Here is a 15,938-nt window from a genome sequence, read left to right as displayed (position 1 = left end):
AGCTAACGTCCGCGCCGTCTCGCTCATGAGCCGGCGGAATTTCAGGCGAGAAGATGCGCGGATTGGCCTTGGCGGATTAGCAGTTCCACCGCCTGCCTGTCGAAAGATACGAAGCTCTCGCCGCCAAGCCATGCTCCTTCATGGGCAATCACACCATCCGCGAAATCCCCGCCCGCCTCCAGCATGGCCAGTCCTGCTTCGACCGCAGGGCGGTTCATCGCCACATTGCCCGCGTTGAGCAGGTCGTGGATCGTCTGTGAAACATCTTCCTTTGACAGCCTGGCTCCTCGACGCAATATCCAGACCAGTTCACATAAGCTCGGCAGGGAAACCGCGATCAGCGATGCTTGCCTGAGGAGCTTTGCCGCTGCCCTTCCCTGCTCGGCATCATCCTGCAGGACTGCCCGAGCAAGAATGTTGGTATCGACTGTGACTTTCATTCCTCGCCGGCCCAGCCCGAAGCTGCGATTTCGTTCATCTCTTCGATGGTCAACGGCTTCTTCGTCTTGCCGGCATGCCGACCGATAAAATCGTCGATCGTCCCCGTTGGACGAGCAGCCTTGACCCGCAGTTCGCCTCCGGGGAGCTTGTCGAATTCGATCCGCTCCCCGGGTTTGACCCCAAGGTGGGTCAGCAAATCCCGTCTCAGCGTGATTTGCCCTTTCATTGTGACGGCAAGGGAAGGCATGGAAAAATCTCCTATCTCATACCAATACAAAAGTAATGGAATTTTTCCTTACATTCAAGGTTAGAGCGGTGGGGACTTTGCCTTCACCTGCCTTGCTCGCGCGTGGCTCACTTCCAGCGAAGAATGAGCGCCGATGCTCAAGCGAGCGGCGTGCCCCCGAGCCTCACGGTTCGGAAGACCTTTAGTTGCAAAGCCGCGACACCCGCCGGCAACCCTCAAAAGAGCGGGCCAGCAACTTGCCTTCGCCCCATTTAATCTTTAAGGACGCCCCAATTTCCAAGGCGCAGGGACTGAACAAGCATGTCACAGAACGACACCAGATCCTCAGGGCTTGGCGTAACAGCCGGCGACCTGGATCGCTACTTCACATTTCTCCGCCATGTTCTTGTGAATACAACCGCTACGCGGTCAGCGGGAGAGAGCCTGGATTATGCAGCAGCGGTGACCGAGTCCATGCAGCTGGCTCGCGCCACGCACGATGCCGGACGGAAGATTATGTTCATTGGCAACGGCGGCAGCGCGGCAATCGCCAGCCACATGGCGACGGACTATGCCAAAAACGGTGGGCTGCGCGCCATGGCGATGAACGACGGCGCGACGCTGACATGCCTCTCAAACGATCTTGGATATGAGAACGTGTTCTCGACGCAAATCGCCATGCACGCGAACGAAGGTGACCTGCTGGTGGCAATCAGCAGTTCGGGGAGATCAGAAAGCATTACCAAGGCCGTCCGTACGGCCCGGGAAAAAGGCTGCGCCGTCATGACTTTGAGCGGATTCGCGCCGGGGAATCCGCTGCGTGATCTCGGTGACCTGAACTTTTATGTGGCTTCCGATCAATATGGCTATGTGGAGATCGCACATCTGGCGATTTGCCATGCCGTATTGGATTTTTCCTGCGGACTTGTCCCGCCCACTCTCTCCTAACGAGCCGTTTCACGCGCATGAATTTCCCCAGCATTCACGATCCGGAATTGTCGCTCCTTACGCCTGACGATGATGTCGCCAACCCTGAAGTGACGATCCTCGTCCCGTCTCTTAACGAGGAATTGACGATCGGAACCTTCGTCGACTGGTGCCGCGAGGGTATCGCGGCAAGCGGTGCGGCCGTGGAGATCCTCATCGTCGACAGTTCGACCGATCGCACACCCGAAATCGCGCGCGACAGGGGGGCCCGCGTGTTGCGGACGCCAAAGCGCGGTTTGGGCAGAGCTTATATCGATGCCATTCCATTCGTCCGCGGCAAGTTCATCATCATGGGCGATGCGGACTGCACCTATGATTTTCGCCAGATTGCGCCGTTTATCGAGGCCTTCCGGAACGGCTATGATTTCGTGATGGGCTCACGGTTCAAGGGCTCGATCGAAGACAATGCGATGCCGCCCCTGCATCGCTATTTCGGAACGCCACTGACGACGTGGATTCTCAATCGGATGTTCGCCAGCCGCTTTTCCGACATCCATTGCGGCATGCGGGGCATCAGTGTCGATGCATTGCTGCGCATGGATCTTCGGTCGCAAGGGTGGGAATATGCATCGGAAATGGTGCTAAAGTCCGTGCATATGGAGCTTCCGACTACCGAAGTGCCGATCCACTTCCTAAAAGATCCGGATGGACGGCTCAGCCACATGAAGCGGCGGGGTTGGATGGAGCCATGGCGCGCAGGCTGGCGTAATCTTCAGGCGATGTTCGTCTACGGGTTTGATTTCTTTCTCATCTGGCCGGGCTTCCTGCTTCTGGCCCTCGGCTTGATCATCATGCTGCCGTTGCTCGCTGGACCCATGTCTATTGCCGGGGTGCGGTTCTCGTCTAATGCCATGCTTTTTGCCATGGCCCTGGCCGTGCTTGGTCAATCAATGCTGGTTTCGGCTGCGATCGGTCGGGTTATCTTCGATTATTCGGGACGCGTGCAGCCTCGTTTCGAGCGCCTCCTGCCTTATAACGCAACGATTTGGGGAACGGTCGTGGCCGTTCTTGCAGGCGTTTTGCTGGCGTTTCCGCTCTTCGATTCCTATGTCGGGAGCGGATACATGCTGCCTGAGATTGGCGTCGAAACGAACTGGGCCGTCTTCGGGCTCTGGCTTATCACAACAGCGTTTCAGATCTTTATTTCAGGACTCATGATACGAGCGCTTGGGGTCATGCTGCCAATCAAGAAGCCTGCGCCGCCTCTCGCGGGATAGGAGCCACGAAAGGGCGATAATGATCGTAGGCTGGTGCACGGTTCTCTCCATAATATTATGGGGCCTCGTAATCGACAGGAGCCTCGTTGCTTGGCTCAACCGACGTTGCGATCAGCCATTTCGAGATGGTATCGATTTCCTATTCAGCGGTATTTTGCCGGCTCTGGCGATATCAGGCGGTGCAGCTACCGTCCTTGGCGCATTTCATGGGCTGCGATGGGAAATCGTTCTTCCTATCGTGGCCGCTTCGATGATCTGGCGCCGGCGCGATCTCGTTGCCGTTCTTTGCGACGTGGGTTCGCTGTTTCGTAAAATCGCCGCTGAAGCGAAAATCGGAAACCCGTTTCCGGTGCTTGCGGCACTCACATGCATTGTACTTTGCTATGTGTGGAGCGTTCTGGCCCTATTTCCGCCGGGCATTGCCGACGTATGGGTTTTCCACGTCCCGCTCGCGAACAGCATCATCGAGCACGCCGGCTTTGTGTCGCCACAGATCGACCATCCCTTCTACGGCAATATTCCACTCTTCTTCAATCTGTTGTTTGCGCTCGTCATGATGGTCAGCGGTCACTGGACCGGCGCGGCGACCATGAATATCGCAATTTTCTTCGGATTTCTGTTCCTGCTTTCAAGCTGCGCCAGTCGTTGGCGGGCATGCGGTTTTTTCCTGGTGGCAGCCCTGATCCTCAGCATCCCCTTCTTCAGGGCGAGTGTCGGCGAACCGATGACGGATCTGGCCCGGTCGTGTTTCTCAGTCGCAGCCGTACTTTTTCTGTGGCGCTATTTGGAAACCCGACGTCCGGCGGAGCTTTTTCATTGTGCGCTCGTCTTAGGAGGAGCGGTCGGAGGAAAGTATACGGAACTGCAAATGGTTGGCCTTATAGGGCTGGCATTGATGCCGGCTCTTCTCAAGGGAAGAGTATCGCTGCCGCTCTTCCTGTCATGCCTCTGCGCATTTCTCGTCGTCGCGGGCTATTGGTACGCGAAAAACCTGATCGTCCTCGGCAATCCGATCTATCCCTTCCTGTTCGGTCATCCGGGCCTCACCGACGCTTGGATGGCGGACTACACGCTCGAATTGGGCCGGGCTTTCGATCCTGCCAACCGACATTTCGTGACGAACCTTGCAACTCTGCAGGGTTGGCACGACTTCCTCTATATTCTTTACGACTGGTTTCTCGCTCGCAAGCCGAATACTTTCGTCGCTCTTGCTTTGATACTGGCCGGTCTGGCAGTGGCTTTCCGGCGCATTGCATTTCTGGCAGCGATTGTCGCTGCCATGTTTGTTATATGGTACACCGTCATGTTCAATCACATACGGTGGGCGACGCCAGCCTATCTGCTTTTCTTTTCGACCGGGTTTATCGGCGCCTCCCTGGTTCGCGAACGGCTGGATAAATGGCTCGACCGGCGAGTCCTGCCGCAGATAGCCCCACTTGCGAAAATTGTCTCTTCGCCAGCATGCATGGTCGCCAGCCCGGTGGTCATCAGCTTGCTGGCCGGGGGCCTCTGGATTTCCCACTGGCATCGAGTGGGCGGCGACATTGATCCCGTCAAGGCGAAAGAACTCGACGTCGTGCTTGGGATGATAAGCGTCGACAAATATATGGAGAGCCACCGCGAAGCTTATTTCATGTATCGCTATATCGCCGAGCACGACCTGCGGACCGTTTTTCAGCCTTTCGATACCGCTAATACGCTATTGTCCACCGCCTACAACGACGGCCGTGACGGCGGCTGGCAATTGCCGCGCTACGTGCTGCCTAAACCGGGTTCGGATATCGATGCGTTCATCAAGGACAATCATATAGCCTACTTCATCGTTCCCCCCGATGCCGGTAGCGCGTTCCTCGCCGAACGCATTGGAGAAGACAAAATCATGTTGGCCAACAGCGTCATAGCCCGCATGATGCCCCGCTCCTCCGTGATATTGACGGATCGGTTCGGCTGGAAGCTCTACCGTTTTGACGCGGATCGGGCATCGTGACTACTCCGTCCCCCCGCGCTTTGCTTCGTGTCGCCATACCGGTTCTGAAAGTGGCTGTCGCGCTTGGCCTTGTCATATGGATCGCGCGCAGGGTCGATTTCGCAGAAGGGTGGGCTGCGGTCCGAACCTTGTCGGCGACGACCATCTGGGTCAACATCTTCCTTCTTCTCTTGCAGGCCCTGCTTTCAGCTTGGCGGTGGTGCCTTCTGTCGGAAATGATAGGTCAAAGGCTGAAAATGACCGGCGCCATGAAGCTCTTCATGGAAAGCCTCTTTTACAATCAGGCTCTGCCAAGTCCCATTCCGGGCGATGCCGCCCGCATATTCGGCGCCATCAAATATGGCCTGACAATAAAGGAAGCGACGCTGGGCGTCGTCATCGACCGTATCCTCACTCTTTTTGGGCTGGCGGTCGTTGCGCTGATCGGACTGGTCATCATGCGCGGCTTTTACGGGCAGGACTTCCCAATCCCCTATCTGTTCGAACTCACGGCCCTTGGCGTCGCGGGAACAGTGGCATCGGCCCTGGTATTCAGCTGGCGTCGGCAATTCTTCGTCCGGGTTCTTCCGGCAAAGCTCCACGCGCTGAACGATGCGCTCGGGGCTTTTCTCAACCACCGAAGAATGCTCGGGATATTTCTGTTGACCCTCGTCATTCACGGATTGAGTGTCATCTCGCTTGAAATCCTCGTTCTCGGTCTTGATCTCCCGCTCGATTGGGGCCAGGCCGCAGCCGCTTTCCCGCCAGTCCTATTGATCGCCATGGTCCCCATCTCCGTCGGAGGATGGGGCCTGCGGGAAGGCGGCATGATCATTTCACTTGCCGTGTTTGGCATCGGCACGACGGACGCCGCCACGCTGTCAGTGGTTTTCGGCCTCTTGCAGCTTGTGGTCGGCTTGGCCGGTGGTGTATTCGTCCTATCGCGTCCTCATTCGGGAAAGATCAAAGCGCTCTGAAGAGCCTTTACAGATCATATGGAGCTGCCGACATGCATGCCTTGGTAACAGGAGGGGCCGGTTTTATCGGCAGCCATCTCTGCGATCGTCTCTTGGATTCGGGTTATCGGGTAACCGTGATCGACAATCTTCATCTTGGCCGCATGCGCAACATCGATCATCTGCTGGAGCGATCGGATTTTCGCTTCCATGAGCTGGACATGCTCGATCGGGAAGGTATGGATCGGCTCATCGGGGCGGACCGTCCCGACGCTATTTTCCATCTCGCCGCCAATTCCGATATTGCCGCAGGCAATGCCAATGCAGAGCTCGACCTCCAGCTGAACCAGCTGACGACGACGACGCTGCTCGCCATTATGCGCAAGCATGAGATCGGCAGGCTTTTTTTCGCCAGCACCTCCGCCGTATTCGGTGAAGCCGAAGGAAACATCCATGAGAATCACGGCCCGCTGCGGCCGATTTCTCTCTATGGCGCCAGCAAGCTTGCCGCCGAAGCCTATTTGTCCGTCTATGCGCTGTCATTCGGCATCAAGACGCTCGTGCTGCGCTTTCCGAATGTGGTTGGGGAACGCTCAACGCACGGGGCTATCTACGACTTCATCAACAGGTTGAAGGCTGATCCGACGAGACTTCAGGTGCTCGGCAACGGGATGCAGACGAAACCTTATCTCTATGTCGGCGACCTGGTGGACGCGATCCTCCTTGCCTGGGACAAGGCACCCGGCGTCTATGAGGTGTTTCATGCCAGCGGCATCGGCGAAACATCCGTCCGTGATATCGCCGAGATCGTGGTCTCGAAGGTCGCATCCGGAGCCGCTATCGAATATGGAAGCGAAGACCGCGGCTGGCTGGGCGATGTGCCGCGCTTCAGCTACGACATAAGCCGACTTGTCGCTCTGGGCTGGACGCCGAAGCGAAAGTCGACCGAGGCTGTGGAACTCGCCGTCGAGCGGATCCTTGCGAATGGGTTCTGAAAACGCCATCCGCGAGGCAATCATCATTGCCGGGGGCCTGGGAACACGCGCGCGCAGCATGACGGGTGATGTCATCCCGAAGGCTCTTCTGCCCCTCGACGGCGTGCCGATCATTGTCAGGCAGATTCGTGTCCTCGCTCGCGAAGGTGTTCGGCATGTGCGTGTGCTTGGCGGACATCTCGGCAGCCAGCTCGAGCCTGCCCTTAGTCCGGAAGCTGAAAGACTAGGCATTACGATCGACGTCTTCGTTGAGAAATCCCCACTCGGTACGGCCGGTTGCTTGACGACTTTGGAGACGATCGCCGATGACGTCCTTATCGTATACGGTGACATGCTTTTTGATATCGATCTGTCGGCACTTGCGCGTCATCGTCGGCAATTTCCCGCCGCCCTGACGATCATCGCTCATCCCAACGATCATCCCCGCACATCCGATATCGTTGTTCAGAAGAACGGCTATCTCCAGCGCCTGTTGCCTCGCAAAGTGCCGCGTGATGCGGATTGGCGCAATCTCGTGCCAGCCGGTTTATACGTGGCTTGCGGCCAGTTCTTCGAGACTCTCCTGCCGGGGCAGCCGGCCGACATGATCCACGATGTGATCCCCGGTCTCCTCGAGCGATCCATACCGGTCGCAATTTATGATACGCCCGAATATATGAAGGATACCGGATCTCCGAGCCGACATGCCGCCGCGGCCGAGGATATTCGGCATGACCGGGTTCATGCCGTCCATCTGTCGGTTCGAAGACCTGCAGTGTTTTTCGATTGCGACGGCGTGCTCAATGAAGACGTCGGCGGCCATGGAGTCATACATCCAGACCAGGTGAAGCTGGTCGGCCGCGCCGGCGAAGCAGTGCGGCTCGCCCGTGAGGCGGGCTTCCTTACGGTTGCCGTAACCAACAGGCCGCAGGTCGCCAAAGGCCTGCTGGATGAAACCGGTCTCGATCACGTCCTCGGTCGCCTCGAGGCCGAGCTCGCCGAAGATGGCGGCGTCCTGGACCGCATCTATTTTTGTCCGCATCATCCGGACAAAGGATTTCCCAATGAAGTCGCCGCGCTCAAGATCGATTGTGCTTGCCGGAAGCCAGGAGACCTGATGATCCGTCAAGCCATGTCCGAACTGCCTATCGAAAAATCGAAATCAGTCATCATCGGCGACAGCTTGCGCGACATAGGTGCGGGCCGCAAGGCGGGCATCTGGGCCTATGGCGTCCGGACTGGTTATGGGGTGCGGGACAAGAAGAGCTATCCCACCGCCGAAACGGCGATTCCGCAAGCCGATCTCATCTTCGACACGGTCTATGACGCCGTTCGCTTCCAGTGCGGCTACCAAGATATCGGCCAAGCTTTATCCAGAGCGATCGATGAACGGCTTGCAGATACGGCGGGTCCTCTGATCGTAAGCATATGTGGCCGTTCCCGGTCCGGGAAAACTACGTTTGCGCATGCCGTTCAACGCATGCTCTCGGAAGCAGGGCGCAAGGTGCTGCGGCTGGAACTCGACCGCTGGATACTGCCGCTCGAACATCGCAGCCCCGATATGAGCGCGGAAGAGCGCAGCAGGGTAGAGCTCTACCCCGAGATCGTCAGTATGCTGCGCCGATCCGGACAGGTCGAAGCGCCCGGCTATGACGCGGCAAGCCGTGGCCAGCCTAGGGATACCACCACCTATGACGCGCGAGATGCCGAGGTGATCCTCCTGGACGGCATCTTTGCCGGGCATGCGTCGATCCGCGAAGAGGTCGATATGGCCGTCTTCGTCGAAGCGTCGCAGCAGACGCTGCTGAACCGCTTTCACACATTCTACGCCTGGAAAGGCCTCACGCCCGTTGCCGCCGAGGGGCTCTGGCAGTCGCGAATTCAGGAAGAGTGGCCGAGGATCGATCTGCAGCGCACATCGGTCGATATTGTCATCAATCTCGAGGAGACAATTCTTTGATCGTTTCATCCGCACCTTTTCGGGTAAGTTTTGCCGGCGGCGGCTCGGATATAGCGTCCTATTACCGTCGCCAGGCGGGCGCGGTATTGTCCTGCGCGATAGCCAAGTACAGCTTCGTTATCGTGCACAACTATTTCAATGAGAACAAATACCATCTCAAATATACTCGCACCGAGCTTGCCGACACCCTTGAGGAGATCGCGCATCCGCTGCTGCGCGAGGCCTTGCGCATGCATCGGGTCGAACCGGGCATCGAAGTCGCCTCCGTCGCCGATATTCCCTCCGGGACTGGCCTCGGATCATCCAGCTCCTTTTCCGTGGCACTGATCAACGCGCTCTATGCCCACAGGTCGCGCTTCGCCTCCAAGGATCAGTTGGCAGAAGAAGCCTGCAAGCTCGAGATCGACATCCTGAAGGAGCCGATCGGCAAACAGGACCAGTACGCAGCCGCCCATGGTGGCCTGAATTTCATCGAATTCAATTCCAATGGCGGCGTCAACGTTCAGCCCGTCGTCCTCGGCTCCGAAAAGATGGCGGAACTCGAGAGCAACATCCTGTTGTTTTTCACAGGAAGCCAGCGCGACACGCGCTCGGTGCTGTCGACACAGGTGCAAGCCATGGAGGCGGACGAAGAGAAATTCCGGACCGTCGAGCGCATGGTGCAGTTGAGTTACGAAATGCGCGACATCCTGATGGCTGGAGATCTCAGTGCGTTCGGCGAAGCGCTGCACCGCGGATGGATGATGAAAAGATCGCTGACGTCGAAGATTACCAACAACGCGATCGACGAGTTTTACGAGGCAGCGCGCGCTGCCGGCGCTATCGGTGGCAAGCTCGCGGGTGCGGGCGGAGGGGGATTCCTCGTTCTTTATTGCCCGAAAGACCGTCAGGAAAAAGTCCGGCAAGCGCTGTCGCAGCTCAAGGAAATCGAGTTTCGTTTTGACTGGAGCGGCGCGCGCATCGCCTTTGCGCAGTAGAGAGTGGGAATGGCACCACGTCTCATCATCACCGGATCGACCGGCTATATCGGCGCAAGACTTGCAGTCATGGCGCGTGAGCGCGGCTTCGACGTGGTCGAGCTCGGCCGGCGCTCCGAAGCAAAATGGCGCATAGGTGACGAGCCCGCCGCGTCCGATCTGGAAGGGGCTGCTGCCGTCGTTCATCTCGCCCATTCCTGGGCCACCGGGCCGGAGACGGCCGAGGAAAACAACATCAATATCTCAGGCACCGTGAAATTGGCGGAAGCGGCAAAGGCAGCCGGAGTGCCGCGTTTCGTCTTTGCCTCATCCACCTCGTCCAGGCAGGAAGCGTTTAACGTCTACGGCCGCACCAAGTTCAGGATCGAACAGCAGTTGGCCGCCAGCTCCGCGGCGCCGATCGTTCGGATCGCGCGGATAGGGCTTGTTTACGGCGGGTCGCGCACAGCGATGTACGGTCTAATGGCGAAATTGTCCGCCTTAAGTCCGCTTCTGCCGATGATAGGGCTTGGCCGACACGTTCAGCCGATTCATCTCGACGAAGTGGCCGCGGGCCTGTTGGCGCTGGCGACAGACGAAAGCCAGCCGCCGCAAACATTCGTGCTCGCGCAGGAGAAGCCCATAAGCTTTGCTGCCTGGCTTCGAATCCTGCGCCGCAGCCAAGGCAAAGGGAACCTGCATTTCATACCGATCCCCGTCGCCGCCGCCCTGCTTGCCTGCCGCATGACGAAGCTTGTGCCATTGATCCCGACGGTCGATCCGGAGCGCGTCCTGGGGCTCGCGGGCGCCGCACCGATGGAGAGTAGCGAGAGCCTCAGGCTCTTGAAGTTGAAGCTGTCTGACCCGGCGATGGTGCTTGCCGGGGAATTCGGCCAGACACACGAGGACCAATCGCGACGTGAGGCACGGGCCCTGCTGCGATATCTAGGCGACGCACCCACGGAAATACAGCTGCAGCGACTTTGCGAAGGGCTGCGGCGTGAGGGATTGTCGCCGCTTGGCCTCTCCCCGGCAATGATCCTGCATCCTGGATTGCTGGCCCTCTTTGAACCGCCGGCCAATCGAACACGGCATCGCCTCGCGCAGGCCCTTTATTTGGCCGACCTCGCGAGCGAACCGGAAAGGCGCCTGGGCAAAAAGGCCGGATTTTTTGGCGCGATACTGGCGATTTCCAGTGATGTCCTGCTCCTTCCGCTCCGCGCGTTTTTAGCCGGGAGATATCGATGAATGGGCCGGACGCCGACTTCATCATCATCGGCAGTGGACCTGCAGGTGTTTCCGCCGCGTTTCCCCTGATAGCGGCCGGACGCCGCGTTCTGATGCTGGATGGCGGGGATGATGCCGGTTCGCAGGAGGAAAACCGCAGCGTCCGCGTCCTGGGAAGCAAACTGGAATCGCTGCGAACGGACGACGGAAGTTCGCCAAAATTGCAAACCCCTGCGGCACGCGGAATTCTCGAACCTTTTCGACGCCAATCCGGCATAACTGGCGACGGTTTCATCCCAATCGGCAGCCTTGCCCGCGGCGGTCTCTCCAACATCTGGGGAGCGCAGATCAGCTATCTCGATGCCGAGGACATCACGGCTTGGCCAATAGACATCGCCTCCCTGCAGAGATCCTACGAGCATGTGGCGAAGCGCATCGGCATCAGCAGAAATACGGATGTTACGACAGGCGCTCACGGCGAGCCCGTCCTGCCGCTTGGAGCGACAGCAGCCCATGTTCTCCATCGGCATCAGGCCGCAAAGCCGGCTGATGCATCATTTCGGCTTTTTCCCGCCGTCAATGCCATACTTTCGGAGGCGAGGTCCGGGCGGGCGGCATGCGACCTGCGCGGCGACTGTCTCTATGGCTGCCCGAGCGGCGCGATTTATAACAGCAGGCAGGATCTGCTTCTGTTGCGAAAGTCTCCGCATTTTCGTTTGCTCGACAACATGCAGGCGATGTCGCTGACACGCAGCTCGGGCTGGACAGTCGGAACGGCAGACGGATCGTCATTTTCCGCGCCGAGGATAATTCTTGCCGCAGGGGTTCTTGGAACGGCCGCTCTGCTGGCCGATCTCTTGCCGTTTGGCGAGCAAGGGCTGCGTCTGTTGAACAGCCCCACGCTGGCCGTTCCCCTGCTCTGCCCCACAAGGCTGTTGCGTTCCCCGACGCCGACGCACAGCCTTGCGCAACTTGGGTTATCTCTGCGCTACGGCAGCGGCGCATCCGATTATGTGACGGGAGCGATCTATGAAGTTGGTACTCTGCCGGCGCAGAGCTTCGTCAACAGGATGCCGCTCGGTCGAAAGGCCGGGCGCGCGGCGTTCGAGCTTATCGGCGGCAGTCTCCTCGTCGCAACGATCTATTATCCCGGCGATCAAAGCCACAGCTACATCCGTCGTGATGAAACGGCAGGAAAGGGTCTGACCGTCCGCGGCGGCTTCGCGGAAGGCTTTGATATTCACGCCGAGACTTTGAAAAAAACGCTCCGCCGTGAATGGAAACGGTTGGGACTGATACAGCTCCCGGGCGCATCGCTGGCAGAGCCTGGCATCGATGCCCATTTCGCCGGCACTCTGCCGATGGGCGCAGCGGGCCCGTTCGGCACTTCTTCGGATGGCGAGATGAATCTCCATCCCGGTCTTCACGTCGTCGATGGTTCAATTCTTCCCGATCTTTCCTCGAAATACGTGACGATGACGATCATGGCCAATGCCGACCGCATCGCCCATCGTCTGGCGGAAACGGAAGCAAAGCCGGTACTTTGACTCCATCCGGGTGAATCCATCGGCTTCAGAAAGCACCGAAATATCAACGAGATCCAGAACTGCACGCATGGCGATGGCCGCAATCGAAACGGCGGACCTCGGCAGAGGTGATCGAAGACTGCCCAAGCATCGACCGGCTCAGGCGATGCCGCCGAGGCACACATATTTGAGTTCAGTATATTCGTCCAACCCGTGGCTCGATCCTTCACGGCCGAGGCCCGACATCTTGACGCCGCCGAACGGCGCTTCCGCGGTCGAGACGACACCGGTATTGACGCCGACCATCCCGTATTCGAGCGCTTCGGCCACGCGAAACACCCGCGACAGGTCGCGCGCGTAAAAATACGAGGCAAGCCCGAATTCGGTGTCGTTTGCCTGGTCGATGACGTCCTGCTCGTCGCGGAAACGGAAAAGCGGAGCCAGCGGCCCGAAGGTTTCCTCGCGCGCGACCTGCATGCCGGCACTGACATCGCGCAGGATCGTCGGTTCGAAGAAATGGCCGCCAAGCGCGTGGCGCTTGCCGCCGAGGACGATCCCGGCGCCTTTTGCTACGGCATCGCTGATATGGCTTTCGACCTTGGCGACGGCGTTGTCGTCAATAAGCGGGCCAAGCACGACGTCACGGTCGAGACCGTTACCCACCTTCAAACCCGAAACGGCCTCGGCGAGCTTGGCGGCAAAGGCCTCGTAGACGCCATCCTGGACATAAAGGCGATTGGCGCAAACGCAGGTCTGGCCGTTGTTGCGGAACTTGGCGATGAGCGCGCCTTCGACCGCAGCGTCGAGATCGGCGTCGTCGAAGACGATGAAGGGTGCATTGCCGCCAAGCTCGAGGCCGAGCTTTTTGATGGTCGGCGCGCATTGCCGGTAAAGCAGCTCGCCCGTCCGCGTGGAGCCGGTGAAGGTCAGGACCCGAACGTCACGGCTTGCCGTCAGCGCCCCGCCAATTGCCGCTGCATCACCCGTGACGATGTTGAGAAGCCCCGGCGGCAGGCCGGCGCGCTCAGCGAGAACGGCGATCGCGATGGCGGAGAATGGTGTCTGCAGCGCCGGCTTGAGAACGACGGCACAGCCGGCGGCAAGCGCGGGGCCGATCTTGCGGGTGATCATCGCGTTCGGAAAGTTCCAGGGCGTGATCGCCGCCACCACGCCTGCAGGCTGGCGCAGGACGAGGATCCGCTTGTCCGGCTGATGTCCCGGTACGACCTCGCCGTTGATGCGTCTCGCCTCTTCCGCGAACCATTCGATGAAGCTCGCACCATAGGTGATCTCCCCTTTGGCCTCGGCCAGGGGTTTTCCCTGCTCCAGCGTCAGGATCATCGCCAGATCGTCGCAGTTTTCGATCATCAGCCGGTGCCAAGCCTTGAGAACGGCGGCGCGCTCCCCGGCGGTCTTCTTCGCCCAAAGCTTCTGCGCAATCACGGCAGCGCGGATGGCATCTTCCGTTTCCGCGGCGCCGAGGTCAGGGACCACCCCCAGCGGCTCGCCTGTCGCCGGATTGCGGACCGTCGCCGCCTTGCGGCCTTCCGTTTCGATCCAGCGATCGGCGATGGGGCATGCCTGACGGAACAGCGAGGGATCATTGAGCTTCATATGACAACTTTCAACAGAATACGTGAGCGGCACCGGGATCGAAATTCAGATGGACTATATCGCCACGGCTGAGCCCCGCGATAGCCTCGTGACCGAATGGCAGGCGAACCGCCAGTGCCTCGCCCGTCGCCGTCTCGGTCGAGACGTGAATATTGTTGCCGAGGAAGGTAATGTCGCTGACCGTTGCGGCAAGACCCGCTCCCGCCGCCTGGTTTCGCGACAACCGAATGCGCTCAGGCCTCAGCATCAGGGCTGCCCTCGTCCCGGAGGTTCCTTTTCCATGCACCGGAATATGATTGAAGACGCTCCCGCCGCCAAGCGAAATGGTAGCCTGCCCATCGGAGGATGACAGCAGGTCGCATGAAATGAAGTCGCTGTCGCCGATGAATTCGGCCACGAAGCGGGTCCGCGGATCGGCGTAGAGTTCCGGCCCCGTGCCGATCTGATCGATGACGCCCTTGGAAAAGACGGCGATGCGGTCGGAGAGCCGCAGCGCCTCCTCCTGGTCGTGCGTGACATAGAGGATCGTCACTTCGGTCTGCTGGTGGATCCGGCGTATCTCATGCTGGATTTCCTCACGCAGCTTCTTGTCGAGCGCCGATAGCGGCTCGTCCATCAGAAGCACCGGCGGATCATAGGCAAGGGCTCTGGCAAGGGCGACGCGCTGCTGCTGGCCACCGGACATTTGCGCAGGCTTGCGATCCTCGAAGCCTTCGAGCCTGACGAGGCGCAGCATCTCCTTCACCTTGCTGTCGACCTCGGCTTTGGACTTGCGGCGGACCTTCAGCGGGAATGCGATGTTTTCGCCCACCGTCAGGTGCGGAAACAGGGTGTAGCGCTGGAACACCATGCCGATGTTGCGCTTGTGCGACGGCGTGTCGAGCAGGGTCTTGCCCTCCAGCGTGATGTCGCCTTTCGTCGGAGTTTCAAAACCGGCCAGGATGTAGAGGGTGGTGCTTTTCCCGGATCCGGACGGTCCGAGAAAGGTCAGGAACTCTCCGCGCCGAACGTCGAGATTGACGTCGTGGACGGCGACGACAGGGCCGTATTCCTTGCGTATTCCGCGGATCTGAAGGAATGGTTCTTTCATTGTTTCAGTACCTTACGCACGACGGCAACCAGCGCCATCAAGAGGATCGTCAAAAGGATGAGAAGGGTCGACGCCGCAGCGACAACGGGCGTCAGGTCTTGCCGGAGCGTCGCCCATACCTTGACCGGCAGCGTCTGCAAGGTCGGACTGGACATGAAGATCGCCACCACCACCTCGTCCCAGGATGTCAGGAACGAGAAGACGGCAGCCGAAAACAGCCCATGGCTGATCGCAGGCAGGGTGACCCTGATCTTTGCTTCCAGAGGCGAGGCGCCGCACAGCACGGCCGCATCCTCGATCGACTTGTCGAAGCCCTCCAGCGCATTTGAGATGGAGAGGATCGAGAAGGGCAGTGCGAGAACGAGGTGTGAAATGACGAAACCCGCCAACGTGCCGCCGAGGCCGATTCTTAAGAAAAAGGCATAAAGGGCAACCGCAAGAACCACGACAGGAAGGATCATCGGCGTCAGGAACAGCGCTTTCAGCGCATCACGGAACAGGAACGAACCGCGCACCAGCCCGAAGGAAGTCACAAGCCCGAGCAGCACCGACAGAACAGTCACGATGACCGCGATCTTGAAACTCGTCCAAGCCGATTCCAGCCAGCGCGGATCGGCAAAGAGGTCGCTGTACCATTGAAACGTCCAGCCGGGCGGCGGAAAGATCAGCCACTGCGAGGAGCCGAAGGACAGGGCGGCTATAAAGACGATCGGCAGCAGCAGAAAGGCCGCAGTCAGAAGCGTGATCGCCAGCAGGATATATTTCCACCAGCCGAGGCGGTCGAAATTGAGCAACATC

At 59.1% G+C, this 15,938-nt stretch carries 14 protein-coding genes; 9 read left to right on the top strand and 5 right to left on the bottom strand.

All coding sequences use genetic code 11. The annotated features are described in order from the left end of the window. Positions 1-41: 41 nt before the first annotated feature. Positions 42-440 carry a type II toxin-antitoxin system VapC family toxin gene (locus OIU37_RS31255; protein ID WP_171378073.1) on the bottom strand — a complete coding sequence of 133 codons (399 nt, stop codon included), beginning with the start codon at positions 438-440 and terminating at the stop codon, positions 42-44. Beyond that, positions 437-688, bottom strand: coding sequence for an AbrB/MazE/SpoVT family DNA-binding domain-containing protein (locus OIU37_RS31250; RefSeq protein ID WP_168311861.1), 252 nt, complete (start codon positions 686-688; stop codon positions 437-439). The genes OIU37_RS31255 and OIU37_RS31250 overlap by 4 nt, the downstream gene beginning before the upstream one ends. Positions 689-988: 300 nt before the next feature. Here OIU37_RS31250 and OIU37_RS31245 point away from each other — a divergent pair, with 300 nt between their 5' ends. Genes OIU37_RS31245 through OIU37_RS31205 form a run of 9 tightly spaced genes read left to right on the top strand, consistent with a single transcriptional unit; the run spans position 989 to position 12,457 of the window. Then, a complete protein-coding gene (locus tag OIU37_RS31245) occupies positions 989-1,615 on the top strand; it encodes an SIS domain-containing protein (RefSeq protein ID WP_264259734.1) in 627 nt (208 codons plus the stop codon). Positions 1,616-1,632: 17 nt separating this feature from the next. Beyond that, complete coding sequence (locus OIU37_RS31240; RefSeq protein WP_264259733.1) at positions 1,633-2,871, top strand: glycosyltransferase family 2 protein; 1,239 nt, start codon at positions 1,633-1,635, stop codon at positions 2,869-2,871. 19 nt (positions 2,872-2,890) lie between these two features. After that, positions 2,891-4,858 (top strand): hypothetical protein, encoded by a 1,968-nt coding sequence (locus tag OIU37_RS31235; protein ID WP_264259732.1) that lies wholly within the window; start codon positions 2,891-2,893, stop codon positions 4,856-4,858. After that, positions 4,855-5,814 (top strand): lysylphosphatidylglycerol synthase transmembrane domain-containing protein, encoded by a 960-nt coding sequence (locus OIU37_RS31230; protein WP_264259731.1) that lies wholly within the window; start codon positions 4,855-4,857, stop codon positions 5,812-5,814. Before OIU37_RS31235 ends, OIU37_RS31230 begins: the two co-directional genes overlap by 4 nt. Positions 5,815-5,846: 32 nt before the next feature. Then, entirely contained in the window at positions 5,847-6,788 is a 942-nt protein-coding gene (locus tag OIU37_RS31225) for an NAD-dependent epimerase/dehydratase family protein (RefSeq protein ID WP_168316485.1), read from the top strand. Next, positions 6,778-8,727 carry an HAD-IIIA family hydrolase gene (locus tag OIU37_RS31220; RefSeq protein WP_264259730.1) on the top strand — a complete coding sequence of 650 codons (1,950 nt, stop codon included), beginning with the start codon at positions 6,778-6,780 and terminating at the stop codon, positions 8,725-8,727. Before OIU37_RS31225 ends, OIU37_RS31220 begins: the two co-directional genes overlap by 11 nt. Beyond that, positions 8,724-9,704, top strand: coding sequence for a GHMP kinase (locus OIU37_RS31215; protein ID WP_168316487.1), 981 nt, complete (start codon positions 8,724-8,726; stop codon positions 9,702-9,704). The genes OIU37_RS31220 and OIU37_RS31215 overlap by 4 nt, the downstream gene beginning before the upstream one ends. Positions 9,705-9,713: 9 nt before the next feature. Beyond that, on the top strand, positions 9,714-10,931 hold the full coding sequence (locus OIU37_RS31210) for an NAD(P)-dependent oxidoreductase (protein WP_264259729.1): 1,218 nt from the start codon (positions 9,714-9,716) through the stop codon (positions 10,929-10,931). Then, complete coding sequence (locus OIU37_RS31205; RefSeq protein ID WP_264259728.1) at positions 10,928-12,457, top strand: FAD-dependent oxidoreductase; 1,530 nt, start codon at positions 10,928-10,930, stop codon at positions 12,455-12,457. The genes OIU37_RS31210 and OIU37_RS31205 overlap by 4 nt, the downstream gene beginning before the upstream one ends. Before the next feature lie 138 nt (positions 12,458-12,595). On the opposite strand, the gene OIU37_RS31200 is transcribed toward OIU37_RS31205, so the two are convergent. From OIU37_RS31200 to OIU37_RS31190, 3 genes are read right to left on the bottom strand one after another with little or no spacing between them, the layout of a single operon-like run. Then, positions 12,596-14,050 carry an NAD-dependent succinate-semialdehyde dehydrogenase gene (locus OIU37_RS31200; protein ID WP_264259727.1) on the bottom strand — a complete coding sequence of 485 codons (1,455 nt, stop codon included), beginning with the start codon at positions 14,048-14,050 and terminating at the stop codon, positions 12,596-12,598. A gap of 10 nt (positions 14,051-14,060) precedes the next feature. Beyond that, positions 14,061-15,140 carry an ABC transporter ATP-binding protein gene (locus tag OIU37_RS31195; RefSeq protein WP_264259726.1) on the bottom strand — a complete coding sequence of 360 codons (1,080 nt, stop codon included), beginning with the start codon at positions 15,138-15,140 and terminating at the stop codon, positions 14,061-14,063. Beyond that, positions 15,137-15,937: an ABC transporter permease gene (locus tag OIU37_RS31190; RefSeq protein ID WP_264259725.1), complete on the bottom strand. Its 801-nt coding sequence runs from the start codon at positions 15,935-15,937 to the stop codon at positions 15,137-15,139. The genes OIU37_RS31195 and OIU37_RS31190 overlap by 4 nt, the downstream gene beginning before the upstream one ends. Between the last annotated feature and the right edge of the window lies 1 nt (position 15,938).

This window comes from Rhizobium sp. BT-226 (genome assembly GCF_025847085.2).
Taxonomy (GTDB): Bacteria; Pseudomonadota; Alphaproteobacteria; order Rhizobiales; family Rhizobiaceae; genus Rhizobium; species Rhizobium sophorae.
The sequence above is the reverse complement of the archived record's forward strand: the minus strand, read 5'-3'. Positions and strand labels throughout refer to the sequence as shown.